Origin of the sequence: Brevundimonas sp. Leaf363 (assembly GCF_001424025.1) — a bacterium.
GTDB lineage: Bacteria > Pseudomonadota > Alphaproteobacteria > Caulobacterales > Caulobacteraceae > Brevundimonas.
The window spans coordinates 708712-732955 of the sequence record NZ_LMPZ01000002.1 but is presented as its reverse complement, the minus strand read 5'-3'; the positions used below and the strand labels follow the sequence as shown (position 1 = coordinate 732955).

Below are 24244 nucleotides of genomic sequence, written 5' to 3'. Positions count from 1 at the left end.
GGCCCTCACAGATAAGGATCGTTCCCATGATCGCCACACGACTGCTCATCGCCGCCGCCGCCCTGGCCAGCGCCTCGGTCGCCGCCTGCGCGACGGCCCAGGATCACGACCATGCGGCCATGATGGCGGGCATGCGCGCGCCGGCCGGCGCCACGGCGACGGCGGGGCTGATGAACGCGGCGGGCGCGTCCATCGGCACGGCGGCCTTCACCCAGGGCCCGACCGGCGTGCTGGTCCAGATCGAGGCCACGGGCCTGACGCCGGGCTGGCACGGGGTGCACATCCACGCGACCGGCCAGTGCGCCGCGCCCTTCACCTCCGCCGGCGGCCACGTGAACCACCACGATCCGAAGGCGCCGCACGGCCTGCTGAACGCCGGCGGTCCGGATGACGGGGATATGCCGAACATCTATGCCGGCTCGGACGGCGTGGTGAAGGCCCAGATATTCACGCCGCTTGTGCGTCTGGCGGCCGAGGGCCCGGGCCAGCCGCTGCTGGATGCGGACGGCTCGTCCATCGTCATCCACGCCAACGCCGACGATCAGACCAGCCAGCCGATCGGCGGCGCGGGCGACCGCGTGGCCTGCGGCGTGGTCGCCGAGGGCTAGACCCGCTAGGCGCCCCCGCCGGCGCCGGCTCTCAGCCGGCGTTCGGCCAGGGCGACCAGCCCGACGCCGGCCATGGTCAGGGCGGCGCCGGTCAGGATCTGCACCGTCAGCACATCGCCCATCAGCCCCCAGCCGATGGCGATGGAGACCACCGGCGTGGCCAGCAGGTAGGGCGTCACCCGCCCCGCCTCGCGCCGCTGCACCAGCCAGAAGACCAGGCTGGTCGCGAAGACCGACGACACCAGCCCCGCCCAGATCAGGCACAGCCAGATCAACGGCGTGGCGCGGGCGAGGGCCTCGACCTGCCCCCGCTCGAAAATCGCCGAGGCGCCCGCCAGCACCGGCAGGGCGAAGGCGGCCAGCAGGCCCTGCATCTTGACCGGCGGAATGGAGGTGGTGCGCCGCGCCACCACGGTGACCAGGGCCCAGGCCGCGCTGGCCGCGACGCCCAGCAGGATCGCGCGCCAGTCCTGGATCGCATGGGCGTCCAGCGCCATCCACGCCACGCCCAGAAAGGCCACGCCGATGCCGGCGACCGCAATGCGGTTCAGCCGCTCGCCCAGCAACAGAAAGGCGGCGACGGCCGTGAAGGGCACCCACATCTGGGTCGCCACCGTCACCGGGCTGACGTCATGCGCCATCCAGAAGGCCAGATACAGCAGGCCGTAATGGATCGGTCCGCCCACCAGTACGATCAGCAGCAGGCTCTTCCAGTCCGGGAACGGCGGCCGCACGAAGGGCGCCAGGCACAGGGCCGCGATCAGGAACCGGATCGCCCCGACCATCAGCGGCGGCATGACCTCCGTGGCCGCCTTCGCCGCGGCGTTGTTCACGCCCCAGATGACGATCACCGCCACGATGGCGGCGATCTCCAGCGAGGTCAGGCGTTGCGAGCGGGGCGACATGGCGCCTCGCTACAGGGCGGGCGGCCCGGGGGCCAGCCTGCCCTTCCCTATTGGCCGAGCATCCGCTGGAACAGCGCCAGTTCGCTGAGCGCGGCGGCGGTGACGCTGTAGGTCGCGGCCGTCGACAGGGCCTCGCGGCGCATCTCGGCGCGGTAGCCGGGCTGCAGGTCGTCGAAGGCGACGACGGCGTCGATGAAGGACTGATCCGAGCGGCTGTCGACCAGATAGGCGTTGCGTTCGTGCACCGCATATTCGTGGGCGCCGCCGAAAGTGGGCAGCACCGGCACGCAACCGCTGGCCATCGCCTCCAGTCCGGTCCGGCCGAAGGCCTGATAGTCCGAGGCGTCGATGAAGACGTCGGCGCGGCGCAGCAGGTCCGGCACCTCGGTCCGGCGCAGGCGCCCGATGTTCTCCACCCCCGCCGGCAGCTCCAGATTGGCGGCGGCCAGGGCGTCGTCGTCGCAGCCGAAGACGGTGAAGCGGGCGGATGGGATCTGCTGGGCCAGGCGCGCCATGACCCGCAGAGTTCGGTGCGGCGCCCGGCGCGGCGTCGAAGGGCGCAGCATGGCCGCGACGGTCAATTCGTTCCGGGGCGCGGCGATGTCGGGGTAATAGATGCCGTGGTCGATGCTGGGCGCAACCTTTTCCGGCCGTATGCCGTGATTGCGCTCGACCATGTCTTGCAGCCACTCGGTCTTGGCGAACAGGGTGGCGCTGGGGATCAGGCGGTAGCTGTCGCGCGCCGCGCGCCAAGCGTCCGTGTCCGCCTCATGGAACAGCGGCTCGTAGTCCTGGACATAATAGGCGACCTTGATCGGCGACTTCACCGAGGCGACGGCTTCGGCGATCAGGGCGACGGACGTATAGATGGTGGCGATGACGATGTCGTAGGCGGCCAGATCCTTGGCCAGGTCCGCCGTGTCGCCGAAGCTGTGCAGGCGGATGCCGGCGCTGGCCAGCTCCGGATAGCTGCTGCGGAAGTCCGCCAGCTGCTTCTTCTGAACGGTGATGCCGATGTGGCAGCCCATGCGGGCCAGGGCCGTAGCCTCCTGGATCACCGAGTTGGCGCCACCGTTTCCACCGCGCGTCGGCAGCACAAAAAGCGCCGCGATCACTGGGCGGCCTCCAGCACCTTGGTCTTCAGGTCCTGGCGCAGCTGCAGCAGCGGGACCAGCGTCGCCAGTTGTTCCTCCAGACCCGCCAGGTTCACGTCACGGTGCTTCTTGCGCACGGCGGCGCCGCCTTGCTTGGACAGGACCGCGCGGCGTTCCTTCCCGAAGCTGGAGGACTTGTGATGGAAGACGAAGACGTCGTCGGCCACGTGCATCCGGTATCCCGCCTTGCCGATGCGGATGCACAGATCGACCTCTTCGCCGTAGCCGACGGGGAAGGTCTCCTCGTCCAGGAAGTTGACGGCCTGAAGCGCGGCGCGGCGCATCAGGGTGCAGAACCCGTTCAGCAGGGGCACGGACGGATGGGCGCGCTGGGACGAGCGACGGATGGCGTCGGACCAGGCCTCCAGCGTCAGGTCGCCCGGAATGCGGTTGATCGCCCATTGGCCGTGCGCGTCGCGCACCGCAGGGACTGACTGCCAGGTGGCGGCGTTGGACAACGGTCCGACCATGCCGATGGCGCTGTCCGACAACCCGATGTCCAGAAGGCCCTCCAGCCATCCCGGCGTCACCACCGTGTCGCTGTTCAGCAGCACGACCCAGGGCGCGCGTCCGGCCTTCAGGCCCACGTTCGCGGCGCGCGTGTAGCCAAGGTTGGTCGCGTTGTGGATCACCTCGATCCACGGCCGTTCGACGGCGAAGTCGTCCAAGGCCCGGCGCGTCGAGGGCGCCGAGCCGTCGTCGACCACGATCAGGCGGTAGGGGATGTCCGTCACCTCGACCAGGGCCCTGAGGCAGCCCAGGGTGTGGATCTCGGCGTTGTAGACGGGCACCACGATATCGACCGCCGGATAGGCCCAGTTCGACCAGGTGGCCGGCGGCGCGGCCGGCGGCGCCTCTGTCAGCGTCGAAGGCCCCTCGACCGGCACGGTCTCGCGCGCCCATCCCTCCAGTCCCACGGTGCGGCCGATCTGGGACATCAGGTTGAAGTCCTCGAACCCGGCGAATGCGTCGCGCTGAGGCTCGGGCGCGGCGTTCTGCGTCAGGACGGCTCGGGTCAGGACGGCGTCCAGCGCCCGATCCTGGAACTCTATGACCAGGAAGACCGCCGGCTGTTCGTCCATGGCGCGCCGGCCATCCACGCCGGCGGCGCCCCAGGCGGCGGCGTCAACCGACAACCGAACGCGGCGGGCGTCGGGCGACAGCAGGACGTCACGGCCCAGGACGGCGGCCTTTGGACCGCCGAGCGGACTATCGCTCAGCAGGATGCGACCGAGACGGGCCACGCCCCTGCCGCTGCCCGGGTGCCGCTGCACTGTCAGTTCCAGCGTCCAGTCACCGCCTCGGCGAACGGCCGCCGGATGCACCTGGGTCGACAGGGTGACCAGACCGGTTGGCGCGTCCGCCCTCAGGCCAAAGCCGTAATCGATCGCGCCGTCGTCGCTCTCGATCTGAACCAGGGCGGCGCGAACGCCCTTCAGGCCCTTGGGCGCCGACAGCAGCCAGCCGTCGGCTGTCTCGATGCTGGCTCCCGTGGACTGGAAGGTCAGGCCGCGCGACCAGCGCTGGAAATCGCCGTTGGCGAGGCCCTGCTTCAGCGTGTCCTGACCGTCGGACTGAACCCGCTGGAACCCCGGCGGGCCGACGTCGAGATAGGCCAGCTCGACCGCATCCGCATCGGCGGCCAGCAAGGCGACATGCGCGCCGGGCCCGGCCGGACGATCCAGCGTCAGCGTACGCCGGTGGCGGGCCCACACCCCCTCGCCGTCTATGATGACGCCGGCCAGCACGCCTTCGTCGTCGAAGACCTGAACCTCGGCCGCGCCCTCGAAGCGCGCGACGAACTCCAGATCGACAACGTCCGCGTCGGACAGATCGACGGGCTGCGCCAGCCGCAGCGGGCCGCCCGCCGCACCCAGCGCCCCCAGGCTGACCAGGGCCGGCGCGAAGGGCGCGGAGACACCGTCGCCGGGTGTCGAGGGCATGGCCGAATACCCGTCTTCCAGCGCCCAGACGGCCAGGCGGTCGCCTTGCCAGTCGCGGAAGTCGGGATTGGCCAGAAGGCCGCCGGGCGGGCTCCAGCGGAAGGTCTGCTCCGCGCTGGCCAGGGTCTCGCCCTCGAAGACGAAGGCGACCTGCAGCCGGTGATCGTCGGCGTCCTCCGCCAGCGGGCGCGCGACGAACAACTGAATGCTGTCGGCCCGCTCGCGAAGACGCGACGGGCGGGCCAGGCCGTCGATGCTGACCGTGACGTCGCAGGGCGCCAGCAGCGCCGGTCGCGTCACGGTGACGGCCAGTTCCTCATCGACGAACACCTGCTCGACCGCAACCTCGGCCAGCACCGTGGAGAAGTCGACCGGGATCGCCTCGCCGAACTTGGGCGCGATCAGCCTCGCACGGCCGTTGATCCAGCTGCCCAGATCCTGCGGCGCGAAGGCAAAGCCGCAGGCGTCGGGCGCCGTATCGGCCGGGATCGCCGGCACGGACTGATCGGCGCGAATCGTCCGGACCAGCGCACCGCGCTCCCAAAGCTCGATCGCCAGAGGTTCGTTGGGTTGTACCGAGTTCCAGGCGAAGCCCTCGATCTGGCCCCTGTCATTCACGCCGGCGGCGGCGTGCAGCAGCGGAGCGGCGCCAACGTCCATCTGACGTTCCAGGCTGTCGAGCACGACCGGCACCTCGTCGTCGGTCGCGACCGCAACCTCGAAGGTGTGCGCCCCGCCGTCGTAGTGCCGCGCCGGAACGAACCAGGTGAAGGGGCCTTCCAGCGGTTCGCGGCCCCGCACACGCACCGATCCCACATCGTGCCCGTCGAAGCGGATCGTCACCGAGCGGGGAATCGGGCCGTCGCTGCTGACCAGCTTGCCGCGAAGGCTGCCCTGCCGGAACCGGAGGTTCTCGATGCTCAGCGGGCTTTTACGCTTGCGGGCGACAGGCATGGCGACGCGAGATTTCTCCATGTGGAGTACATTCTTCGCGCGGCGACGCTGCGGTAGCAAGGCTGCAACGCGGTTAAACGTCCGTCAGATCGAGTAACCGAGCTTTTCCATCAACGGTTCCAGAATGGGGATCGCGGGCTGCAGATGATCGAGGTAGTTTCGATAACGGTAGCGGGATCGATCATACAGCCGCTCCGTGACCTGTTGGTAGCTGGCGGTGCGCGCGTATCGCGCATTGTCTTGGAAAGACAGGACCTCGGGCTGGTACGGCGCGCCGATGAACTGGAACACCCCGCGTATCGTCGTCTCCTGATCATCGACCATGTCTTCGTATCGGACCGTCCGATAGTGAAGCGTCATCTGGTCGCGATAGTGCTGGACCATGTCCGCCGAGGTCGCCAGGTGTTTCGCCGCCGTCTCCAGAGACGATCCGCAAAAGCCGCCGTGCGTGAAGATGTTCGACATGGCCGAGACCATGATGTCGAGCGGATGCCGGATGACGTGCAGCAGGGGCGCCTGAGGAAACACCAGGCCGATCAACCCCATATGCATCTCGTTGAGCGGCATCTTGTCGGTGAACCAGCGCGCGCCCGGCGTCATGACGCCCAGCTGTTTGGCGCGTTTCAGATAGACGTCGCGCAGTTCATCCAGTCCCTCCAGATGATCGCCCATCCATAGCTCCGACAGGGCCGATGGGTAGGGCGTCGGGCTATCGAACAGCTGGGGCATCACGGCGGCCAGGACATGGATCAGGGGCAGTTCGTCCCCGGCCGAGATCAATGGACTGCCGGACAGGGTCTGCTCCAGCAGCGTCGTCCCGGACCGCGGGAAGCCCAGGATGAAGATCGGCTGTGCCACGTCGTCCCGCACGCCGGCGCGCGGCAACAGGTCGACCACGTCTCGGCGGAACGCCGACTTCTGCGCCTGGACCATCTGCTGGACCTCGGGTTGAGCGCTTCATCGTCGTGCAGGGCGCGGATCAGCCGGGGCAGGTCGTCGATCTCGCCCACGGTGTGCCGCCGCAGGATCGGGGGCAGATCCAGGCCTTCGGCCGCCATCGGCGTGCAGACGCACGGCACGCCTTCGGACAGGCTGTCGAGCACCTTGATCTTGATCCCCGCGCCGTAGGCCAAGGGTGCGAGGGTCAGACGCACCCGCTCGAACACCCCGGACAGTTCGGGCACGTGGCCGATCGGGCTCAGATTGTCCTGCTCCAGCCGGGCGACGCTGTCGGGCATGTCGCTGCCGACCAGGAAGATGCGGATTTCGGGCGCCTCGGCGCGCAAGGCCGGCGCCAGCGACCGCGCGATCAGATGGGCCGCATCGACATTCGGCTGATGCCCATAGGAGCCGATGAAGGCGACGCCCGAGCGCTCGGCGAACGGCTTATGCGTCGGGGCGGCGGCGACCGCCGGCGGGACGACGTGAACCTTGCCGGGCCGCATGTTCGTGCGCAGCACCTCGGCCTCGGCCGGCGAGTGCGTGATGACGCTGTCGGCGGCCCAGCAGGCGGACAGCTCGCTGATCCGCATGCGCCCCGCCCTCGCCTCCAGTTCCGGCAGTTGCTCGATCTCGGCCTGCCGCTTCATGCGCAGGAAGGCCAGGTCGGCGACGCTGAAGACGATGCGGGCCCGCGGCTGGTGATGGCGGACCAGCGCCGTGTAGCGCGACGCGGCGTCCAGACGATGCAGATAGACGACGTCGAACCGGTTGCGATGGGCCAGCAGCACGTCCTCGACGGTCGGATACATCGGCGCCGAACAGGTGCGGACGCCGCCGGCCTCCAGATGCGTCATGTCGCCGGACAGCGTCAGAGGCGCGAAGGTGACGTCGTACCCCAGCCGCTTCAGCGAGCCGATGTGGGACAGCAGGGCGTTGGAGCCGCCGTCGCGTTCGGGCTGGGGAGGACGCTTGTCGATAACCAGGGCGCGGCGGCGGGCGTCGGCGGACGGTTGGGGCGCCGCCACGCCGGCCATCGCCTCCGGATCCGCGCGGCTGAGCCGGCGCTCGGCCTCCGACGCCCAGACGTCGTCGCGGATGTTGGCGTAGAGCCGGCGCAGACGGGCCGCCTCGCGCTCCAGAAAGACCAGGCGGTCGCGCACCGCGTCCTCGTCGGTGGGCGCGCCCAGCACGTCGGTCAGCAGGCGCCGCTTGGCCTCGTCGAAGTCGGCCGTGGGGCGCAACGTCATCGGCGCGTTCTTCAGGGGCAGCCCGTCGCTCTCGCGCAGAACCTCGACGACATACTCCCGATCCGGCGACAGGGGCGGCGCGAACGGCAGGTCGAACGCGTGGCGTCCGTCGCCGAACTCCAGCTTGACCAGGTCCTGCCGGAGCCGGTTGGCCAGGACCCGCCCGACCAGCGCCCCGTCCACCGAGACGAGCAGCGTGACCGGAACGCCCGGCCGTTCGTCATCCCACGCCCAGCCCGTCACCCCCTGAAGGGTCAGGCTGTTGATGCCCCCACGAAACGCCACGCAACCGCCAAGCTAGAGGATGATCGACAAGCCGGCTCTGTCGTTCAGGCGGCGACGACGTCGATCAGAAACGCCTCGCCCAGCACGGCGCCGTCGGCCGAGCGCCGCAGCGTGAGGCAGGACGCCCCGGCCGCGGCCTGCGGAACCGGCACGCTGAAGGTCTGTCCATGTGCGGCCGCGCCCCGCGCCAGCGCCCGCCCGACCAGCAGGCCGTCGGCGACCAGATCGAGACAGACCGGCGCCTTGGGATGCGTCCCGTTGCGGGCCCAGCCGGTGATGAGGCCGTCCTGGATGGAGACCTCACCGGTCAGCACGCCCAAATCGTCGGCCGCCACGACCTCGATGCCGGCGCGCTGGGCCAGGCGGGTCCAGACGGCCTGCAGGTCGTGGCCGTCCTGGACACGGGGAGCGCAGTAGATCGCGGGCTTCTGGTCGCTGTCGGGGTACAGCTCGGCGAACTCGGCGGCGTTGTGGAACATGGCGCGCGAGTTGTCGTCGACGAAGCTCTCGGACGCGGCGCCCTCGGCGATCAGCACGTCGTGGCTGTCCAGCTCGATGTGCCAGTAAGTGACCTCGTCCACCTCGGTCGCCTGGGTGATGGTCACGCCGTTGACCAGCCGCTCGGCGGCGATCAGCACGCCGTCCAGATACATGGCGTGCTTGGGCGAGACATGGAGGTCGCGCGCGGGGACGTCATCGCTGATCGATCCGGCCTTGAAGCAGACCGGCAGGACGTCGGCGTTGCCGCTGGCGAAGCGGCCCGCGCAACTGCGCCGGCCGATCCACTTGATGGGGCAGGACTGGCCCGAGGCGGTGATCACTCGGTCGCCGATGCTCAGCGCCTCGACGGCGACGTCGCCGGAGGCCGTGCGGATGGCCGTGCCGGTCAGATAGCAGGCGATGTCGTAGACGCCGCCCGCAGTGAAGTTGACTGTGTCACCAATAGTGTGACTGTACTGAGAATATATGTAGACGTATTGTCCAGATTAGCCAACGACACCGCCTGCGTTAGTCGTCGTGCCATAAAAGGTAAAAGTATAATCATTTTGCGAAGCACAAACAAGGAAACAGTCAGGAGAGACATCTCCGATTTGGGTTGGATTGTCTCCCGGTCCATAATATTAATCTGATACGCTGTAACCAGCTTCGGTTGAAACTATAAGGGCAGAGTTCGGCATATTGACGAACGCCTTGATAAAATAGCCCATATCTACACGCTCACTCGGACAGGACGGATCTGCATATTTTAAGACTTATAGAAACTAGAAAACCATCCCGTTCTATGTTGCGGCATTCTATAGAGAAAACAGTCTAGCCCTCCTGCATCACCAATACTTTTTCGCCGCCCCCGCAGAAGATCGACCACCGTCAGCGCCCAGCGCACTCTGCGCCAGCCGGACCGCATGGCGCGCCTTGCTGCGCTCGGCGGGGGTGGCGGCCGACCAGGTGCCCTTGCCCTTGTAGGTTTCGTGGACCGCGCGGGCGGCCTTCTCCATCGCGGTGTCGGTGTCGGCCATGACGGCGCTTTCGCACAAGGAAACGGCGGCGGTCCCTAGGGGCCGCCGCCGTCCTTATGTCACCGGTATGCGAGGCGTACAACCGCGACTAAGCGCGCGTAGTCAAACAACAATCCAAGGCACGCGACCGTACAGAACGCGTGGCGCTCGCTTGGCCGTCAGCCGGCCTAGAACGGAATATCGTCGTTCAGGTCGTAGTTTTCACGCGGGCCCGAGGGCTTGTTGGCGCCGCCGGTCTGGAAGCCCGACGAGTAGCCGTCGTCGTCCGAACGCGAGCCGCCGCCGCCGCCGCCGTCACGACCGCCCAGCATGGTCAGCTGGCCGTTGAAACGCTGCAGCACGATCTCGGTGGAATATTTCTCGACGCCGTTCTGCTCGTACTTGCGGGTCTGCAGCGAGCCCTCAATGTAAACGGTCGAACCCTTCTTCAGGTAGTTCTCGGCCACCTTGACGATGTTCTCGTTGAAGATGACCACCTGGTGCCACTCGGTCTTCTCCTTGCGCTCGCCCGAGGACTTGTCGCGCCAGGTCTCGGAGGTGGCGATGCGCAGGTTGGCGACGCGGTCGCCCGAGTTCAGCGTGCGGATCTCGGGATCCTTGCCCAGATTGCCGATCAGAATGACCTTGTTGACGCTGCCAGCCATGGGCTCGTTCCTTCGCTCGTCGAAAACCGCAGCCTAACGGACTGCGTCGGGATGTTCCAGATTTGTTCTGGTCTTAGTTGGGGGCGGCCGGGGCGCGCTGGATGGCGCCCGGCACCGCCAGACGGCCGTCGCCGGTCCGCGCCAGGGCGAAGAACCGGTTGCCGGTCAGGGTCTTGCCGAAATAAACGCCGCCCCGGTCGATGAAGATGTACTGGCCCTGATAGGCGCCGATGATATCGCGGTTCGAGCCGCCCAGGCGCAGGAAGCGCACGCGCATCTCTTCCAGACGGGCGGCGCAGTATTCGATCTGCGGCTGGTCGCGGGCGACGACATTGGTCTTCATCTCGCCGCCTTCCTGATCGGACGGCACAAGGTAGTAGCAGACGCCCGGCTGCCGCGGGGCCTTTGGCCCGTTCTGACAGGCGGCGAGGCCGGCGAAGGAGGCGGCGGCGATCAGGGCGAGGGTCGTGGCGCGCATCAGCGGAGGCTCGGGAACTGGCAGTTGCGGTCCTGCTCGGCCAGGGTGCGGAACCGGTTGTTTTCGCTGGACTGTTCGACGCGGCGCGGCACCAGGCGCAGCGTCGTGTCGCCCCAGCGGCCGTACTGGGCCTCGCCCGGGCGAACGCACGTGCCGGAATACAGCGCCTGCACACAGGCGGCCAGGCTCATGCCCGACGACAGCTGACGCCAGTCCGAACCGGTGTGGCGCAGGCACGCGGAACCGGTGGCGGCGGGCGGCGGCGTGTTGACCGTGGTGACCGGCTGGCTGGGCGACGGCAGCGGCTGCGGCTCGATCGGGGTCATGTCCATGGCCGGCAATTCCGGAGGCGGCGAGAAGGCGGCCGTCGGCGCGGCGGCCAGGGCGCCGGTCGCGTCCAGACCCACGTCCAGGGCCTCGGTCGCCACGCCGTTGCGGCGCGCGCAGTCAGCCAGGGTGGCCATGCCGACGTACTGGCCGTCGACGAAGCAGCGCAGTTCGCGCGTCGGCTCCAGGGTGGGCGCTTCCGCCAGATCGACGGTCAGGCCGCCCCGCGAGGCGGGCGGCGCCTCGGGCGTCTTGTCGCCGCCGGCGGAAAAAACCAGGCCCGCGATCACGGCCACCAGCACGGCGGCGCCGATGCCGACGATCAGGATGGTGCGGTTGTCGTTCGGAAACGCCATTGGGGGCTCGCGCGTCGAAGGGCGTTCAATAACCCCGGCGACCGCCGCCACGTCAACAGGCGGCGCGGCTTAACCTGTGAGGCGACTGAGGGCGGCCTGATAATTGGCCAGCTGAGCCGTATAGTAGGCCGGCGCCGTTCCGCCGGACTTGCCGCCGGACGTACTGCTGGCCGTCGTGGGGTTGAGGGCGCGGTAGGCGTCGCGGATGGACTTCATGGCCGCCTGCAGCGCCTCGCCGGCCGTCTTGATGGAATCGGCGCCGGACAGGCTGAGCGTCTTCGGCAGGTTCAGGCCGAAGGTCTTGATGGTGTCGGTCCCCGCGGACGAGCCGACGTAGCCCGGCGTCAGGCCCAGCCCGGCCAGGGCGTCGCGTCCCGCCTCGCCGGCGGACAGCACGGCGCCGGTCTTGCCGTCGCGCGCCATCATCGACAGGCGCTGGATCGGCGGATCGACGGTGCTGTCGGTCGAGACGGTGACCTTCAGCTTGCGGCCCGAGGCGCGCTCGATCTTGGACGCCAGGGTCGCCAGGGTTTCCTTGGCGTCGATGGTAATGGTGGAGGCCCGGCCGCCGTTGGCCGGGGACACGGTGAAGCGGTCGCCGACCCGCAGGGCCGTGGCCGACGTCAGCAGCTTGGAATCCTTTTGCTGGATCGTGCCCTGCGGCAGGCCCAGACGATCCAGCACGCTGGCGCCGCCCGACACCACGGCCAGGGTGGCGGGCGCGGCCTGCTGGCCCTTGCCGTCCCAGGTGCGCGACCATTCGACGGCGCCCGAGGTCGGGTCGATGCGCGCCAGATAGCCCCGCGTGGGGTCTTCCTCGTCGGCGCCCAGGGCGCGATCCGAGACGCCGGTGATCCAGACCTTGCCGTTCGCCACCTTCACATCGGCGGCGGTGTCGTCCCCTGCCCCGCCGAAGTAGGTCAGGCGGTCCGTCGCCGCGGCCTGGAGATCGGTCGACAGGCTGGCCACGAAGGCGTCGGTCCCGCCCGCGTGCGCGTTGGTGATCGTCCCGGCGTCCAGGGCGGTGTTGCGCGTCGTCCCGGACACGATGACCTTGCCCCCTGAGACCGACACGCCCGCGATCTCGCCCGAACCGTAGCCGAGGTCGCGGGTCGATTGCAGGGTCGCCTTGCCGGCGGCGTCCAGCGCGAACTGGCGCACGACGAAGCGGCCGTTCTCGACACCGGCGGTGTAGAGGTTCGAGCCGTCGATGGTCATGGCCTGAACGGTGTCGTCGCCAGTGGTGCCGAACTGGGTGGTGGAGTTGACCTTCACCGTCGTGGCGGCGGTCGGATAGGGCACGCTGGCGGTATAGGCCTCCAGATAGCCGTCCCAGCCGCCCACGGCGGCGGCGCCCGGCATGGCAGACTTGGCCCGGCCGGCGACATAGACCCGGCCGTCGTCGCCGAAGCTGACGGCGGTGGCTTCGTCCTCGGCGCGGGCGCCGCGCCGCTGGGTCCACTGTTCGATGCCCTGGGCGTCATAGACGCTGACGAAGCTGTCCGAGACGGTGGCGACCGTGCCGGTCGCGCCCTTGTCCAGCGCGCCGGTGACCGATCCGGCCACGGCGACCGAGCCGTCGGCCTTGACCGCGATCGCGAAGCCGCTGGCCTGGGACGCGGCGCCCAGGGTCCGGCTGTAGGTCAGGTTGCCGGCCGCATCGTATTTCATCAGGGCGACGTCGCTGGCGCCCTTGATGTCCTGGCCCGACAGGCCTTCGTCCAGATCGGCCACGACCCAGACGGAGCCGTCGGGCGCCGCCGCGCTGGCGCGGATGGCGGAGAGGCCGTTCGGCAGGCTGGTCTGGGCGACGCGCCCATCGACCCAGAAGCTTTCGCCCACGCCGGCAGCGGCGGTGGGCGCCGCGCCCCCGTCGCTCTGGAACTTCAGCAGCTGCCCCGCGCCATCGGTCCCCACGTTCTGGGTCACATAGACGGCGTCGGAGGTGTCGGCCGCCGAGAAGGTGATGGCCTCGGTCGACGTTCCCTTGACCACCAGCGCCCAATGATCGGCGCCGGCCGGCAGGGTGACGGTCTTGCCGTTGACGGTAAGGGTCTTTTCCTCGGCCTCGACCTGCTCGCGGCCGAAGCGGGTCTCGATGCCGGCGGCTTCCAGCTGGGTGTTGATGTGCTTGATGACGTTGTCGAGCGTGCGCGGCGTCCCGCCCATGGCGCTCAGGTCGACATCGACCGACAAGGTTTCGCCATTGCTGCGCTTGGCGGAGATCGAGAAGGCGACGCTGCCCTGGAAGGCCGCGACCTCGCTGGTCAGCGCGCCCTCGTGGATCGGGCCGGTGACGTAGTTGGGCTGGTCGCGCTTGACGCCGGAGGTGCTCTTGCTCACCGACGAGGAGATGCCCTGAACCAGGCGCACGCCGTCCAGCGTCGTCGAGGCCATGTAGTCGCCCACCTCGGCCAGGCCGGCGGTGAACCGCTTGGCCAGCAGGGCCGTCTCGCTGGCCGACACGCCCTTGACCGAGGCGCGGTTGGCCAGCTGCGTCAGGGTCTCCAGGCCCTGGTAGAGGGCGAACAGCTTCTTGTAGTCAGCGGATGCGCCCGAGACGTCGATCGTCTGGTCGCTCTCGCTGATGATCTTGCGCCCGCCCAAGGCCGCGCGGACCAGCTCGCTGGCCTGTGGCATGGATTTGCTGGTGGTGGACCAGGGCGCCGTCGGCTGCTTTTTCCGCGAGGCCGCGGTCAGCGAGGCGAGCGTGGTCGACGAGCCCGTCGACGTCGACGTCCCCGAGTACAGGCCAAGAAGGTAGCTGTTGTCGATCAAGGCGATTTCCTACCGCCCAAGCCTATCGCGCGAACCGTAACGGCGGCTTAACGCCTGCCGCGGGAACGCAAACATGGCGAATGTGTTAACGTCCCGTGACGGGAGGATTCGCCATGCGTGCTTTTGCCCAGATGCTTCGGACTGTCTTGGCCCTGTACGGCTTTGGACCGAAGGTGACCCACCGCCGCCGCGGCGCCATCCAGATCGGACATTCCGGCCGCCGCTTCGTCTGACGCGGCGCAGGCCCCTGACGGGGCTTATTGGAACAGCGACAGGATGATCTGCGGCGACTGGTTCGCGATCGACAGCGCCTGAGCGCCGAGCTGCTGCTGGACCTGCAAGGCCTGCAGACGCGCACTTTCCTTGGCCAGATCCGCATCGACGAGATTGCCGATGCCCGACTCCAGCGTGTCCGATAGTTTCGAGACGAAGGTGTTGTGCGCCGAGATCTGCTTGGCCTGCGCGCCGATTTCGCCGAGCGCCGAGTTCAGCTTGGTGATCGAGTCGTCCAGATTATCCAGCGCGGCGGCCGCGCCCGAGATGGTCAGCAGTGAGTCCGACAGCGAGGTGGCGATGACCGAGCCGCCCAAGCTGAGATCCTTGGCCGCCAGGGTGATGGACGACGAGGCGTCGGCATTGGCCAGGAACTGGATGCCCGAGCTCAGCGAACCGTTCAGGATGTTGCCGCCGTCGAAGGTGGCGTTCTCGATGGCCGAACCGATGGCGCGGACCAGAGCCTTGAAGTCCGCATCCAGCAGGGCGCGCGACTGGCTGGAGAGCGACTCGTCCTTCGCCGCGACGACCTTTTCCTTCAGCTCGTTCAGAAGGTCCGAAACCGATTCACCGGCCGACAGGGCCACGTCCGCGATCGAGGTGGCCCGGTCCAGGCTCTGCTTGACGGCGCCCAGCGCCCCCAGATCGGCCCGCTGGCCCTGGGCGATGGCCCAGATGGCGGCGTTGTCCTTGGCACCCTGAACCTTCAGGCCGGTGGAGATCCGGCCTTGCGTGACGTTCAGCCGCTCGTTCGTCGTCGTCAGGTTCTGCAGCGCGATGGCGGCGGACGTATTGGTGTGAACGCTGTTGGTCATCGGCTTCAAGCCCCCGGGAGTTTCACCGAAGACGTTAAGGCTGAGTCGTATTCACATGGTTAACGCGGATTCACCACGCGCGTTAACCGCGCGGGGCGGTCCCTGCACGGTGCGGATGGGCGAAACGCCCCCGGATTTTCAGCTCTCGCTACGCGTTGGTGTCGATCACCGATCCAGTGGCGTAGGCGTCGCTGTCGATCATCTCGATCAGCCGTTCCCGTGGCAGCTGGCGAATGACTTCGCCCGTGACACGATCCAGCGTCTTGTAGATGAAAGACCCCTTGGTCGGCCCTTCCTCGATGACCAGCCGGTAGACCGGCGCCTGGTCGGAAGCACCGCTTCCCTCACGGTAATCGCCGCCCGAGGGCGGCGCGCCGGCGATCTCGGCGATCGGGGCTGCGGGGGTCAGTTTCGTTGCGGCATCCATATCTCCTCGCCGGCGTCACGCCGGCGCCTCCCGGTGAAAACCGGATCAGGGCGGGACCGAAGTCCCGCCCCTTTCGGTCGATTAGCGGAACAGTCCCAACAGCATCGAGGTCGACGAGTTGGCGATGGACAGCGCCTGAACACCCAGCTGCTGCTTCGTCTGCAGAGCCTGGAGCCGCGCGCTTTCCTTGGCCAGATCGGCATCCACCAGGTTGCCGACGCCGGCTTCCAGGGTGTCTTGCAGCTTGCCCACGAAGGTCATGTGGGTGGCCAGCGACTTGGAGCCGGTGCCCAGACGGGCCAGCGAAGCCGAGACTTGGTCGATCGAGTCGTCGATGTCCGACAGAGCCGAAGTCGCCTTCGACTTGGTGTCGATTTCCTGAGACGCGCCCAGGGACACGACCGAACCCGACAGGCTCATGTCTTCGGCGCCGACGTCGATGGTGTCGCCCGAGACGTTGGCCAGGGCCTTGAAGCCGCCGGTGATCGAGCCGTCCAGCAGGTTGACGCCGTTGAACTCCGCGTTTTCGATCACGGTGCCGATCTGATCGCGGATGGACTTGAAGTCTTCGTTCAGGGCGTCACGGGCCGACGACGACAGGGTCTCGTCGGTGGCCGCCAGGGCCTTTTCCTTCAGTTGCAGCAGGAGGTCCGAAACGGATTCACCGGCGGCGACAGCCACGTCGGTGGCCGATTGGCCGCGTTGCAGGCTGTCGGTGACCGCGTTCAGCGCGCCGATTTCCGAGCGCTGGCCCTGAGCAATGGCCCAAACGGCGCCATTGTCCTTGGCCGAAGCGACCTTCTTGCCGGTGTTGATGCGGGATTGAACCGTTTGCAGTTCACTGTTGGTGACTTGCAGGTTCTGCAGGGCGACCATTGCGCCCACGTTCGTGTTAACGCTGTTCAGCGCCATGACGATAGTCCTTGTTTCAAGGTGTCCGACGCCATTTTGGCTGCCGGGAGCATTTTGCTCGAACCGTCTGGAGCAAGAGGCGCGCCTTTGATGGGATTGCGTGCCGCAATGGCCGACCGTTGTTTTTGCTACGGTACTTCCGCTTAACCATGCGACTGGCTCGGCAGATGTTGCCGGGTGGGCGGCGGCGCCCGGCCATTCTTGCCGAGCGGTCGGCAGAATGCGCCGGGCGGTCGCTGGATCAGGGCGCCGCGCCGGCCAGCCAGCGGTCGATCAGCGCCCGCTCGGCCTTCAGCGCCTCGACGGCGGCGGCGCGGGACTGGTCGCAGGCCAGGATGGCCGCGCCGCGTTCGACATAGGCGGCTTCCAGTGCGCCCGTGGTCGCCGGCTCGGCCAGGCGCGGCAGACGGCAGGGCCGTGTCGCGGCCTCATCCAGCGTCAGGCGCGGCGGCGCAGCCCTCGAGATCGGGGGCGAGGCGGCACAGCTCGTCATCATGGCGGCGCAGGCGGTCAGCCCGCACAGGGTCCAGCGGCGTAGAGGCGTCATCGGCGATCCTTGCTTCATTCAGGGTGACGGCGGTGGCCGCATGGGCGGCCGAGGCGGCGGCGGCGCGCGTGGCGGACGACCGGCGCAGGGCGACCTCGCCCTCGACCTCCAGTGCGCGCGCGACGGCTTGGCTCTCGGCGGCCTCGGCGCGGGCTTCGGCCCTGTCCGCGCGCCGGGCCGACCGTTCGAACGGGTCCCAGCGCCAGCCGAGGGATCCAAGGATCACGACCCCCGCCGCCAGGGCGACGGCCACGACCAGCAGCCAGCCCGCCGGCGCGAGCAGCCGCAACAGCTCGCGCGGGCTCATGGATAGGCCCTGCGATCGAGTTCGAAATGCGGGCCGTCGCGCAGGGAGGTCCAGTCGCCGCCCCAGACGATGGGCACGCCCAGGCGCGCCGCCTCGGCCTTGAAGGCCTGGGCGATGCGTCCATACAGCGGCCAGTCCCAGCGGATCGCGCCGTCGACCAGGGCCGCGACATCGACGGCGTGGCCGGTCAGGTGGCGCGACTTCAGCGTCCGGCTGGCCCCGGCCTTGACCAGAGCGGCCTGTCGCGCGGTCGAGCGCAGACCTTCGGTCACCATGAAATCCACCGGCGAGGCGGCGATCGCGGCCTCGACGACGCGGATCAGGTCGGGATGGACGCCCGTCATCCGGGCGCGAGAGCGGGCGGACAGGCGGAAACTCATCGCCCGCCTCCCGCCAGCCGCAGGCGCAGATTGGCCAGCAGGGCGATCAGTTGCTGGGCCGTGGGCGCCACCAGATAGAGCACCAGCGTCAGCGCCAGCAGGGCCATCAGGCCCCGCGCCGTCGCCGCCGCCTGGACCGCATCCATGCGGCGCAGGCTGAGCGCCAGCAGGGTCCACGCCGCGGCGCTGCCCGCAAAGACGTAGAGGCGACGCCAGAGCCAGCGTCCCTCCGCCAGCGTAGGGATGGGATCAGTCATCGGCGTCCTCCAGACCGAGGCGGGCGTCACTGCGACGCCAGTCGAGGCCCAGCGCCGCCTCCCCTTCTTCGCGGTCGAGATGGTCGGGGTTGTCGAAGACGTCGGGATCCAGCAGATCGATTTCATCGCGGGTGCGCATCGCTCAGCCCCCCACGATCAGGATGACGCAGCCCGCGCCGCCCACGCCTCCGGCCCCGGCGCTGGTCGTCCCCGCGCCGCCCCCGCCGCCGCCCGCGCCTGGAAGGCCGCCCGCGCCGCCGCTGCGGCCCGCGCCCGAGGCGTTGCCGCCGCCCCCTCCTCCGCCGCCGCCGCCCAAGCTGAGGGCTGTGCGACCGGGTGCGGAGCCCATACCGCCGGCCGTGCCCGAGCCGCCCGCGCCGCCGCTGACGATTGCCGTCAGGGCGGCGGCCGAACCGCCGGCGCCGCCGGTCCTCTGGGTATTGGTTGTGTCGACGCCGCCGCCCGCACCGCCCGCGCCCGGCCCTTGCACGCCGCCGCTTGAGCCGGCGCCGCCCGTGGCCGATGTGCTGGAGCCGCCGCCGCCGCGACCGGTGATCGAGCCGGCGCCGCCGGTCGCGCCGCTCGCGCTCGCCGCCGGACCGCCCGCGCCGCCGCCGGCGCCGAGCAGCGGCCCGGTCGCATCGCTGATGGAGGTGGCGCCGCCCGAGGCGCCCGCCGCCCCGCCCGCGCCAATGCTCAGGGTCAGTACGGAGCCGATATCGGAGGCGTTCCATAGCGCGGTGCTGAGGCCGCCCGCTCCACCGCCCGCCCCGCCCAGCCGCGCCGTGCCTGTGGCGCCCGCCGCGCCGGCGCCGCCTCCCCCGCCGCCGCCCACGCAGACGGCGCGGATCCAGCGCGCCCATGCCGGAACGGTGAAGGGGCCGCCCGTCGTGATCAGTGACGTCTGGACCCTGCCCGCGCCCATCGGCGCCGTGACGCGGCCGGTCGAGCGATCGACGCTGAGCGCCTCGATCCAGGCGCCGCCGTCCGGGCTGACCTTCAGGGTCAGATCGTCCGAGCCCACCAAGCCCAGCTCGGCCCGGCCGCTGTAGTCGGACTGGAACAGCAGGGACAGAACGTCGGCTTGCGACGCCTTGTTGAGCGTCAGGCGCAGATCGCCGTCGCCGCCCTCGCCCGTGGTCAGCGCCGTCCAGAGGGCCTTGTTGAGCTTGGCCGCGAAGGGGTTGGCCGCGTCCGCCTCGGTGCCGACGCCGAGGCGAGCCAGCGATTGCGTCTCGCCCAGCCGGGCGCCCAGCGGCCCCCAGTCGCCCGCGCTGCGAACCAGCACCACGCCCTCGTCGGCGACGAGGACGATCAGCCCGTCCGCCGTCGGCACGACCGTCCAGGCGCCCGCCTCGAACCGCATCAGCGCGCCGACCTGCCGATCCGACCAGGCCGAGCCCGCCGCGTCCTGCGGCAGGATATAGAGGGCGCCGTCGGGCGGGGAGGCTGGCTGGGCCTGCACCGAGCGGCTGACGACGCAGGTCTGAACCAGGGCGTCGAGCCGCGTCAGCGTCTCGTTCAGGGTGACGTGCTTCTGAAGCTGGCCGGGGGCCAGATAGGTCAGGCCCAGGCGGGCGCTGGCGTCGTCGCTCATGTCGATCTCCATGTTGGAGACCAGTGTCGCGATGGTCCGACCCCAGGCAGCGAAGCGGCCCGATCGCAGCGGCTAGAGTGGCGATTTCAGAGGGTTAACGGCTCAGCCTCAGACACCAGCGCAGATCGTGCGCGCGCAAGGCGAGTGCGGGGAGGCCGTTGGAAGGGCTGGGTGGCCTCCCCGCGGACGCGCCGGGCATGAGGGTCCGTCGCATCGGCTTCAGCTACGCGGCCGCCAGAGCGGCGGATGCGTCAGAGCGGCTGCAACTCGCCGGACGCCACGACGGGACCGTCGGGCTTGTCGCCCGCGGGCGTGTGGCCGGGCTGTTCCATAGAGATGGCGACGGCCTGGGCGTGCCCGGCCATGCCCATCATCGCGCCGAGATTATGCCGCGACGCGTTCTCGGCCGTGATGGCGCCGATCAGCTGGACCTTGCCGTCGGGCATGACGAGCCACAGGTGCGGGACCATCGGACTGGCCGGCATCCGGCCGGTCGGGGACAGCATCAGATTCCCCGTCGCGCTGTCGTAGGCCAGGCTGAGGACCGGCACGCCGCCGTCGACCTGCAGCATGGCCACGCGCGTGACGGCTGTGGGCGCGGGGGCGGGCGCCGACACCGGCGCATCCTCACGCACCAGCAGCAGCACCAGACCGGCGCAGGCCGCCGCCAGCAGTCCGGTCGAGCCCACGGCCCAGCGGCGCCAGAAGACAAGGCGGTTGTCGTTGGCCGGCTCTATGCGGCCCTGGACACGAGGCCACACGGCGGGCGACGGCTCGACAGCGGTCACTTCGTCATAGAGGGCGCCCATACGTTCGCGCCACGCATCGACCGACTTGGCGAAATCGGGATCACTAGCCATGCGCGCTTGGGCCGCCGCCTCGTCCCGAGGCGACAGCAGGCGCAGCGCCTGCTCGGCGGCCAGGGCTTCGTCGTCGTTCACGGGATCGGTCATTGTTCGAGGCACGTCCGAAGGCGCAGCAGACCGCGCCGGATCCAGCTCTTCATCGTTCCCAGCGGCGCGCCCTCGCGCTCGGCCAGGGCCTCGTAAGTCAGGCCCTCGAAGAAGGCGGTGCGGATGACCCGCGCCGTCTTGTCCTCCAGCGCGTCCAGACAGCCGTTCAGGCGGCGCGCATCGTCGGTCTTCTCCAGCGTGATGGAGGCCAGCTCGCCCCCGTCGGCGACTTCGGCGGCGGCGTCCAGAGGGCGGTCCGAACGCATGCGCGCGCCGCTGCGCAGCCGATCGATCGAGCGGTTGCGCGCGATCGTCGCCAGCCACGTGATGGGGCTGGCGCGGCCGGGATCGAAGGTCGAGGCCCGGTTCCAGATGCTGACATAGGCGTCTTGCAAAACGTCCTCGGCTAAAGCGCGGTCGTGCAAGATACGCAGGCACACGCCCATAAGTTTCGCTGACGTCGCATCGTAGACGCGGCGGAACGCAGCGCGGTCGCCGGCGCCGGTCTGGACCAGGGCGTCGGCCAATTGTTCGCGAGTCAGCGTGAAGCTCATGCGCTCAACTGGAGACAGGAGGGGGCTCGGGTCAAGCCGCGTCAGTCATGCAGATAGACGAGGCGCTTGCGCCCGGCCGCGCGCATGGCCGAGACGTGGCCGTCATGGGCGCCGGCCGCCTTGGCCTCGCGCTCGTTGGCCTCGACCCAATGGGTGCTCTCGATGTCCTTCTGCAACGCCTTGGCCGCCATCAAGTGACCAGGGAACAGGAAGTCGACGGCGTCGCCGATAACCGGCACCTCGCTGGTCGCGGCGTCGACCCCGACGTAGGCCAGCATGCGCGCCATCGTCATGGGCGAGGCCTTGGCGCGCGACGCCTGCACCATCAGCCAGCCTCCCGCGCCGACCGAATACACCAGGCCCGCGATGGGGATCCACGTCAGCAGGCCGTCCAGCCCTACGCCGAACGGGCCGATGCCGATCGCACGGTCCGAGAGCTTTTTGACGCCCTCGACATTCGACCAGATCTTCTCGATATCTGCGATCGACCGCTTGGCCATGCCATTCTCCCAGAGCGGACCCGTAACGCCCCATAACGACCCGCGTTCACCGTAAAAGGCAATGATGACGCCCGCTCGCCTTGTGATGTCCGGCCTGGCTCTCTTGGGGCTCGGCGCGCCGATGGCGATCGGCCTGGCGGCGCTCAGCGGGATCGGTCATCGGTGGGTCGATATCCTGGCGCAGTTCACCGCCCCGGCGCTGCTGGTCGCCGCCGTGATCGTCGCGGGATCGCTGGCGCTGCGCCTGTGGATCGCGGCCGGCGCGGCGGGCCTGACCTTGCTGGTCCTGATCCTTGCCTTCTGGGCTCAAGTCCCGTCCGGCGGCAGCGCACAGGCCGGCCCGAGCGTGCGGCTCTATTGGGCCAACCTCTATGCCGCCAACGCCGACGTCGAAGCGATCGACCGTTCGATCACCAAGGCGAATGCGGACATTATCATGATAACGGAACTCGGCGCCGCGCCGGACGCGCAGATCGAGAGTCTGCTGCGCGCCTATCCGCACCGGGCGGTCGGACCGCGCGTCGACGGTCTGCTGGGCCCGAACCGCAGCCTGATCGCCTCACGCTGGCCGCTGACCGGCAAGACTTACGGCGTTCGCTGGGAGGACCCGCCTGTCTCGGCCGTCGCGGAAACGCCCATCGGTCCCGTCAGCCTGATCGCCGTGCATCTGACCCGGCCGTGGCCCTATCAGTACCAGTGGGGTCAGATCACCCAGACGATCGCCCTGACCGAGCGGGCCTCCACCCTGCCCCGGCCAATGATCGTGGCGGGTGATTTCAACAGCGTCTCCTCGGCCCGTATCGGGCGGCAGATCCGCCGGGACAACGGCCTGATCGCCGCCCCCGGCTGGCCCGGCAGCTGGCCCGCCGCCCTGCCCGGCGCGGCGCGCATCAATATCGACCAGATCTATCGGTCGCCCGATCTGGCCTTCGTCCGGCGCTCGCTGGGCGCGCCCACCGGATCGGACCACCGGCCGGTCATCGTCGAAATCCGGCGCGCCCGTCCGGCCTGAAGCCTCAGGCGTAGTTGAAGCTGATCGAGATGCGGTCGCTCTTGGCGCCGTTGGTCGGCACCTCATGACGCAGCCAGCTTTCCCACATCAGAACCGTGCCGGCGCGCGGCGCCAGGTAGACGAACGGCTTCTCCGCCTCGCCGGCCTCGGCCGCGACGGAGGGACGCGCCATCATCATGGGCAGGCGCGGATCTTCCAGCTTCAGGGCGGAGGCGCCGTCCGGCACGTCGACATAGACGGTGCCCGACAGGACGGCGTGCGGATGGATATGGCCGGTGTGGCCGCCGCCCGGCTTCAGGATGTTGACCCACAGGGTGTCCAGCCGCGGCTTGCGCGCCATCTGGAACTTCAGGGCCGACGCATAGGCCGCCGCGTGGCGATCCAGATGCTTCTTCAGCTCCGCGAACTCGGGCAGCCGGTGCGGCAGGTCGGTCAGGGAGCCATAGGAGGTGTAGCCCCGGTAGCTGTTCGCCTTGCACCAGGCGCGCCCGGCGCCGTCCTCGACCGCCAGCATCCGGCAGGCGTCGGCCAGCGCTTGGTTGAACGCGGCGAAGCCCCGTCCGTCCGCCAGCGACGCCTCATAGACCTGGGTGACGAACAGCGGCCGCAGCATCAGGATACCCCGAGGATCCAGCCCTCTTCGCCCTCGACCTGTGCGATCAGCTCGGGCGAGGCGGACTTGGGCGGACCGAAGGCCTTGGCCAGGTCGCCGGCCTCGTCCATCTGGGCCAGGGCCTCTGCGGTGACGCGCACCTGCGCCTGGTCCTTGAACTCGCCGGCGTTGGGCACGGCGCCGAACAGCGACGGCCAGACCTCGACGATCAGGGTCGACAGCGGTTCGACATCGGCGGCGTCCAGCACGCGCCAGCCTGTGCCGAACGGCCAGACGGCGGCGCTTTCGCCCAGGCGTTCCAGCAGGCGGCGCACCATCGGGACGCCGACCAGGGTCTGGCCGCCGACGGCGCCGGCGCCGTGCATCTGCCAGACGCTCTTGGGTTGCAGCCGGCCCTTGCGCGCTGCGTCCTCGGTGGCGCGGAACTCGGGGATGTCGGCGGCGGACCCGGCGGGCGGCTTGGTCGTCGTCAGCCAGCGCTGCGCCTGCTTGGCCGGCGCGCCCCACATGGGCCAGGCCTGGTCGGTCATCAGCCGGTTAATCTTGGCCGCGACCTGATAGCGGTTGTTCGTGTTGTCGGCCTTGTCGACGATGTTGGCGGCGATGAATTTCCACATCGCGGACCACGGCGTCCCGTCCAGCTTCAACCGCGCGGCCGTGCCGGCTGGGTAGCCGAAGTTGAAGTCGAAGCCCAGCAGCACGCGGTCGCCGCGCTTGCCATGGTCGGCCAGCAGGGAGGCGATCAGCGCCTCGCCCTCGGCGCGCGTCGCGACATTGTGGGTCTCGGTATAGAGGCGGAAGCGCACGTCGCGTTTGGCCACGCCGATCCAGACCGACTGGTCGCCCAGCTTCCTGGTCTCGGCGGCCGTCCAATCGGCGATGATGATGGCGTCGAACAGGCGGGCCACGGGGGCCTCCGGGTTGGGCGAAGAAACGAAGGCGCGCTTCTAGCGCCCGCA

Annotated in this window: 27 protein-coding genes; 2 read left to right on the top strand and 25 right to left on the bottom strand. The window is 69.2% G+C overall.

The window, feature by feature from the left end; all coding sequences use genetic code 11:
* The first annotated feature begins 119 nt into the window (after positions 1–119).
* Positions 120–608 (top strand): superoxide dismutase family protein, encoded by a 489-nt coding sequence (locus ASG17_RS06550; protein ID WP_369796694.1) that lies wholly within the window; start codon positions 120–122, stop codon positions 606–608.
* Between the two features lie 5 nt (positions 609–613).
* On the opposite strand, the gene ASG17_RS06545 is transcribed toward ASG17_RS06550, so the two are convergent.
* The 23 genes from ASG17_RS06545 to ASG17_RS06445 all read right to left on the bottom strand — a co-directional run bounded on the left by ASG17_RS06545 (position 614) and on the right by ASG17_RS06445 (position 21660).
* Positions 614–1513 (bottom strand): DMT family transporter, encoded by a 900-nt coding sequence (locus ASG17_RS06545; protein ID WP_056100794.1) that lies wholly within the window; start codon positions 1511–1513, stop codon positions 614–616.
* 47 nt (positions 1514–1560) lie between these two features.
* A complete protein-coding gene (locus ASG17_RS06540) occupies positions 1561–2628 on the bottom strand; it encodes a glycosyltransferase family 4 protein (protein WP_056100791.1) in 1068 nt (355 codons plus the stop codon).
* Positions 2625–5585 (bottom strand): glycosyltransferase family 2 protein, encoded by a 2961-nt coding sequence (locus tag ASG17_RS06535; RefSeq protein WP_056100788.1) that lies wholly within the window; start codon positions 5583–5585, stop codon positions 2625–2627. Before ASG17_RS06535 ends, ASG17_RS06540 begins: the two co-directional genes overlap by 4 nt.
* A gap of 63 nt (positions 5586–5648) precedes the next feature.
* A complete protein-coding gene (locus ASG17_RS15150) occupies positions 5649–6422 on the bottom strand; it encodes a sulfotransferase (RefSeq protein ID WP_200935035.1) in 774 nt (257 codons plus the stop codon).
* Positions 6341–8038, bottom strand: a complete 1698-nt coding sequence (locus ASG17_RS06530; RefSeq protein WP_056100785.1) for a glycosyltransferase — start codon at positions 8036–8038, stop codon at positions 6341–6343. Before ASG17_RS06530 ends, ASG17_RS15150 begins: the two co-directional genes overlap by 82 nt.
* Positions 8039–8082: 44 nt before the next feature.
* A complete protein-coding gene (locus tag ASG17_RS15665) occupies positions 8083–8928 on the bottom strand; it encodes a Hint domain-containing protein (protein ID WP_255354026.1) in 846 nt (281 codons plus the stop codon).
* Between the two features lie 435 nt (positions 8929–9363).
* Positions 9364–9555, bottom strand: a complete 192-nt coding sequence (locus ASG17_RS06520) for a hypothetical protein (protein WP_056100780.1) — start codon at positions 9553–9555, stop codon at positions 9364–9366.
* A 167-nt stretch (positions 9556–9722) separates the two neighbouring features.
* Entirely contained in the window at positions 9723–10199 is a 477-nt protein-coding gene (gene ssb, locus ASG17_RS06515; protein WP_056100777.1) for a single-stranded DNA-binding protein, read from the bottom strand.
* A gap of 73 nt (positions 10200–10272) precedes the next feature.
* The gene (locus ASG17_RS06510) at positions 10273–10677 is read right to left on the bottom strand and encodes a hypothetical protein (RefSeq protein ID WP_056100774.1); all 405 of its coding nucleotides are present in this window, start codon (positions 10675–10677) and stop codon (positions 10273–10275) included.
* Positions 10677–11360, bottom strand: coding sequence for a hypothetical protein (locus ASG17_RS06505; protein ID WP_056100771.1), 684 nt, complete (start codon positions 11358–11360; stop codon positions 10677–10679). Before ASG17_RS06505 ends, ASG17_RS06510 begins: the two co-directional genes overlap by 1 nt.
* A 69-nt stretch (positions 11361–11429) precedes the next feature.
* Positions 11430–14138 (bottom strand): hypothetical protein, encoded by a 2709-nt coding sequence (locus ASG17_RS06500; protein WP_056100768.1) that lies wholly within the window; start codon positions 14136–14138, stop codon positions 11430–11432.
* 257 nt (positions 14139–14395) lie between these two features.
* Positions 14396–15226 carry a flagellin gene (locus ASG17_RS06495; protein ID WP_056100764.1) on the bottom strand — a complete coding sequence of 277 codons (831 nt, stop codon included), beginning with the start codon at positions 15224–15226 and terminating at the stop codon, positions 14396–14398.
* A 148-nt stretch (positions 15227–15374) separates the two neighbouring features.
* Positions 15375–15653 (bottom strand): hypothetical protein, encoded by a 279-nt coding sequence (locus ASG17_RS06490; protein ID WP_082496142.1) that lies wholly within the window; start codon positions 15651–15653, stop codon positions 15375–15377.
* 81 nt (positions 15654–15734) lie between these two features.
* On the bottom strand, positions 15735–16565 hold the full coding sequence (locus tag ASG17_RS06485) for a flagellin (protein ID WP_156367753.1): 831 nt from the start codon (positions 16563–16565) through the stop codon (positions 15735–15737).
* A 241-nt stretch (positions 16566–16806) separates the two neighbouring features.
* Positions 16807–17058, bottom strand: coding sequence for a hypothetical protein (locus tag ASG17_RS06480; RefSeq protein WP_082496141.1), 252 nt, complete (start codon positions 17056–17058; stop codon positions 16807–16809).
* The gene (locus ASG17_RS06475; RefSeq protein WP_056100762.1) at positions 16994–17419 is read right to left on the bottom strand and encodes a hypothetical protein; all 426 of its coding nucleotides are present in this window, start codon (positions 17417–17419) and stop codon (positions 16994–16996) included. Before ASG17_RS06475 ends, ASG17_RS06480 begins: the two co-directional genes overlap by 65 nt.
* Entirely contained in the window at positions 17416–17799 is a 384-nt protein-coding gene (locus ASG17_RS06470; protein WP_056100760.1) for a M15 family metallopeptidase, read from the bottom strand. The genes ASG17_RS06475 and ASG17_RS06470 overlap by 4 nt, the downstream gene beginning before the upstream one ends.
* Positions 17796–18056: a hypothetical protein gene (locus ASG17_RS06465; protein WP_056100756.1), complete on the bottom strand. Its 261-nt coding sequence runs from the start codon at positions 18054–18056 to the stop codon at positions 17796–17798. Before ASG17_RS06465 ends, ASG17_RS06470 begins: the two co-directional genes overlap by 4 nt.
* Complete coding sequence (locus tag ASG17_RS15425; protein WP_156367752.1) at positions 18049–18195, bottom strand: hypothetical protein; 147 nt, start codon at positions 18193–18195, stop codon at positions 18049–18051. Before ASG17_RS15425 ends, ASG17_RS06465 begins: the two co-directional genes overlap by 8 nt.
* Positions 18196–18198: 3 nt before the next feature.
* Positions 18199–19653, bottom strand: a complete 1455-nt coding sequence (locus ASG17_RS15925) for a DUF2793 domain-containing protein (protein ID WP_056103195.1) — start codon at positions 19651–19653, stop codon at positions 18199–18201.
* 251 nt (positions 19654–19904) lie between these two features.
* Positions 19905–20606: an anti-sigma factor domain-containing protein gene (locus ASG17_RS06455; protein ID WP_056100751.1), complete on the bottom strand. Its 702-nt coding sequence runs from the start codon at positions 20604–20606 to the stop codon at positions 19905–19907.
* Positions 20603–21160: a sigma-70 family RNA polymerase sigma factor gene (locus ASG17_RS06450; protein ID WP_056100749.1), complete on the bottom strand. Its 558-nt coding sequence runs from the start codon at positions 21158–21160 to the stop codon at positions 20603–20605. Before ASG17_RS06450 ends, ASG17_RS06455 begins: the two co-directional genes overlap by 4 nt.
* Positions 21161–21201: 41 nt before the next feature.
* Entirely contained in the window at positions 21202–21660 is a 459-nt protein-coding gene (locus ASG17_RS06445) for a DUF4112 domain-containing protein (protein WP_056100746.1), read from the bottom strand.
* Between the two features lie 64 nt (positions 21661–21724).
* Here ASG17_RS06445 and ASG17_RS06440 point away from each other — a divergent pair, with 64 nt between their 5' ends.
* Positions 21725–22672, top strand: coding sequence for an endonuclease/exonuclease/phosphatase family protein (locus ASG17_RS06440; RefSeq protein WP_056103192.1), 948 nt, complete (start codon positions 21725–21727; stop codon positions 22670–22672).
* A 4-nt stretch (positions 22673–22676) separates the two neighbouring features.
* Here ASG17_RS06440 and ASG17_RS06435 read toward each other — a convergent pair whose 3' ends face one another.
* On the bottom strand, positions 22677–23288 hold the full coding sequence (locus ASG17_RS06435) for a TIGR02466 family protein (protein ID WP_056103189.1): 612 nt from the start codon (positions 23286–23288) through the stop codon (positions 22677–22679).
* On the bottom strand, positions 23285–24193 hold the full coding sequence (locus ASG17_RS06430) for a hypothetical protein (RefSeq protein ID WP_056100744.1): 909 nt from the start codon (positions 24191–24193) through the stop codon (positions 23285–23287). The genes ASG17_RS06435 and ASG17_RS06430 overlap by 4 nt, the downstream gene beginning before the upstream one ends.
* Between the last annotated feature and the right edge of the window lie 51 nt (positions 24194–24244).

Excerpts from the sequence above, each read along its gene's own strand:
- ASG17_RS06550 (WP_369796694.1), top strand. The coding sequence starts at position 120 with ATGATGGCGGGCATGCGCGCGCCGGCCGGCGCCACGGCGACGGCGGGG.
- ASG17_RS06545 (WP_056100794.1), bottom strand. The coding sequence starts at position 1,513 with ATGTCGCCCCGCTCGCAACGCCTGACCTCGCTGGAGATCGCCGCCATC.
- ASG17_RS06535 (WP_056100788.1), bottom strand. The coding sequence starts at position 5,585 with ATGGAGAAATCTCGCGTCGCCATGCCTGTCGCCCGCAAGCGTAAAAGC.
- ASG17_RS06520 (WP_056100780.1), bottom strand. The coding sequence starts at position 9,555 with ATGGCCGACACCGACACCGCGATGGAGAAGGCCGCCCGCGCGGTCCAC.
- ssb (WP_056100777.1), bottom strand. The coding sequence starts at position 10,199 with ATGGCTGGCAGCGTCAACAAGGTCATTCTGATCGGCAATCTGGGCAAG.
- ASG17_RS06510 (WP_056100774.1), bottom strand. The coding sequence starts at position 10,677 with ATGCGCGCCACGACCCTCGCCCTGATCGCCGCCGCCTCCTTCGCCGGC.
- ASG17_RS06505 (WP_056100771.1), bottom strand. The coding sequence starts at position 11,360 with ATGGCGTTTCCGAACGACAACCGCACCATCCTGATCGTCGGCATCGGC.
- ASG17_RS06495 (WP_056100764.1), bottom strand. The coding sequence starts at position 15,226 with ATGACCAACAGCGTTCACACCAATACGTCCGCCGCCATCGCGCTGCAG.
- ASG17_RS06490 (WP_082496142.1), bottom strand. The coding sequence starts at position 15,653 with ATGGATGCCGCAACGAAACTGACCCCCGCAGCCCCGATCGCCGAGATC.
- ASG17_RS06485 (WP_156367753.1), bottom strand. The coding sequence starts at position 16,565 with ATGGCGCTGAACAGCGTTAACACGAACGTGGGCGCAATGGTCGCCCTG.
- ASG17_RS06480 (WP_082496141.1), bottom strand. The coding sequence starts at position 17,058 with ATGACGAGCTGTGCCGCCTCGCCCCCGATCTCGAGGGCTGCGCCGCCG.
- ASG17_RS06475 (WP_056100762.1), bottom strand. The coding sequence starts at position 17,419 with ATGAGCCCGCGCGAGCTGTTGCGGCTGCTCGCGCCGGCGGGCTGGCTG.
- ASG17_RS06470 (WP_056100760.1), bottom strand. The coding sequence starts at position 17,799 with ATGAGTTTCCGCCTGTCCGCCCGCTCTCGCGCCCGGATGACGGGCGTC.
- ASG17_RS06465 (WP_056100756.1), bottom strand. The coding sequence starts at position 18,056 with ATGACTGATCCCATCCCTACGCTGGCGGAGGGACGCTGGCTCTGGCGT.
- ASG17_RS15425 (WP_156367752.1), bottom strand. The coding sequence starts at position 18,195 with ATGCGCACCCGCGATGAAATCGATCTGCTGGATCCCGACGTCTTCGAC.
- ASG17_RS15925 (WP_056103195.1), bottom strand. The coding sequence starts at position 19,653 with ATGAGCGACGACGCCAGCGCCCGCCTGGGCCTGACCTATCTGGCCCCC.
- ASG17_RS06455 (WP_056100751.1), bottom strand. The coding sequence starts at position 20,606 with ATGACCGATCCCGTGAACGACGACGAAGCCCTGGCCGCCGAGCAGGCG.
- ASG17_RS06450 (WP_056100749.1), bottom strand. The coding sequence starts at position 21,160 with ATGAGCTTCACGCTGACTCGCGAACAATTGGCCGACGCCCTGGTCCAG.
- ASG17_RS06445 (WP_056100746.1), bottom strand. The coding sequence starts at position 21,660 with ATGGCCAAGCGGTCGATCGCAGATATCGAGAAGATCTGGTCGAATGTC.
- ASG17_RS06440 (WP_056103192.1), top strand. The coding sequence starts at position 21,725 with ATGACGCCCGCTCGCCTTGTGATGTCCGGCCTGGCTCTCTTGGGGCTC.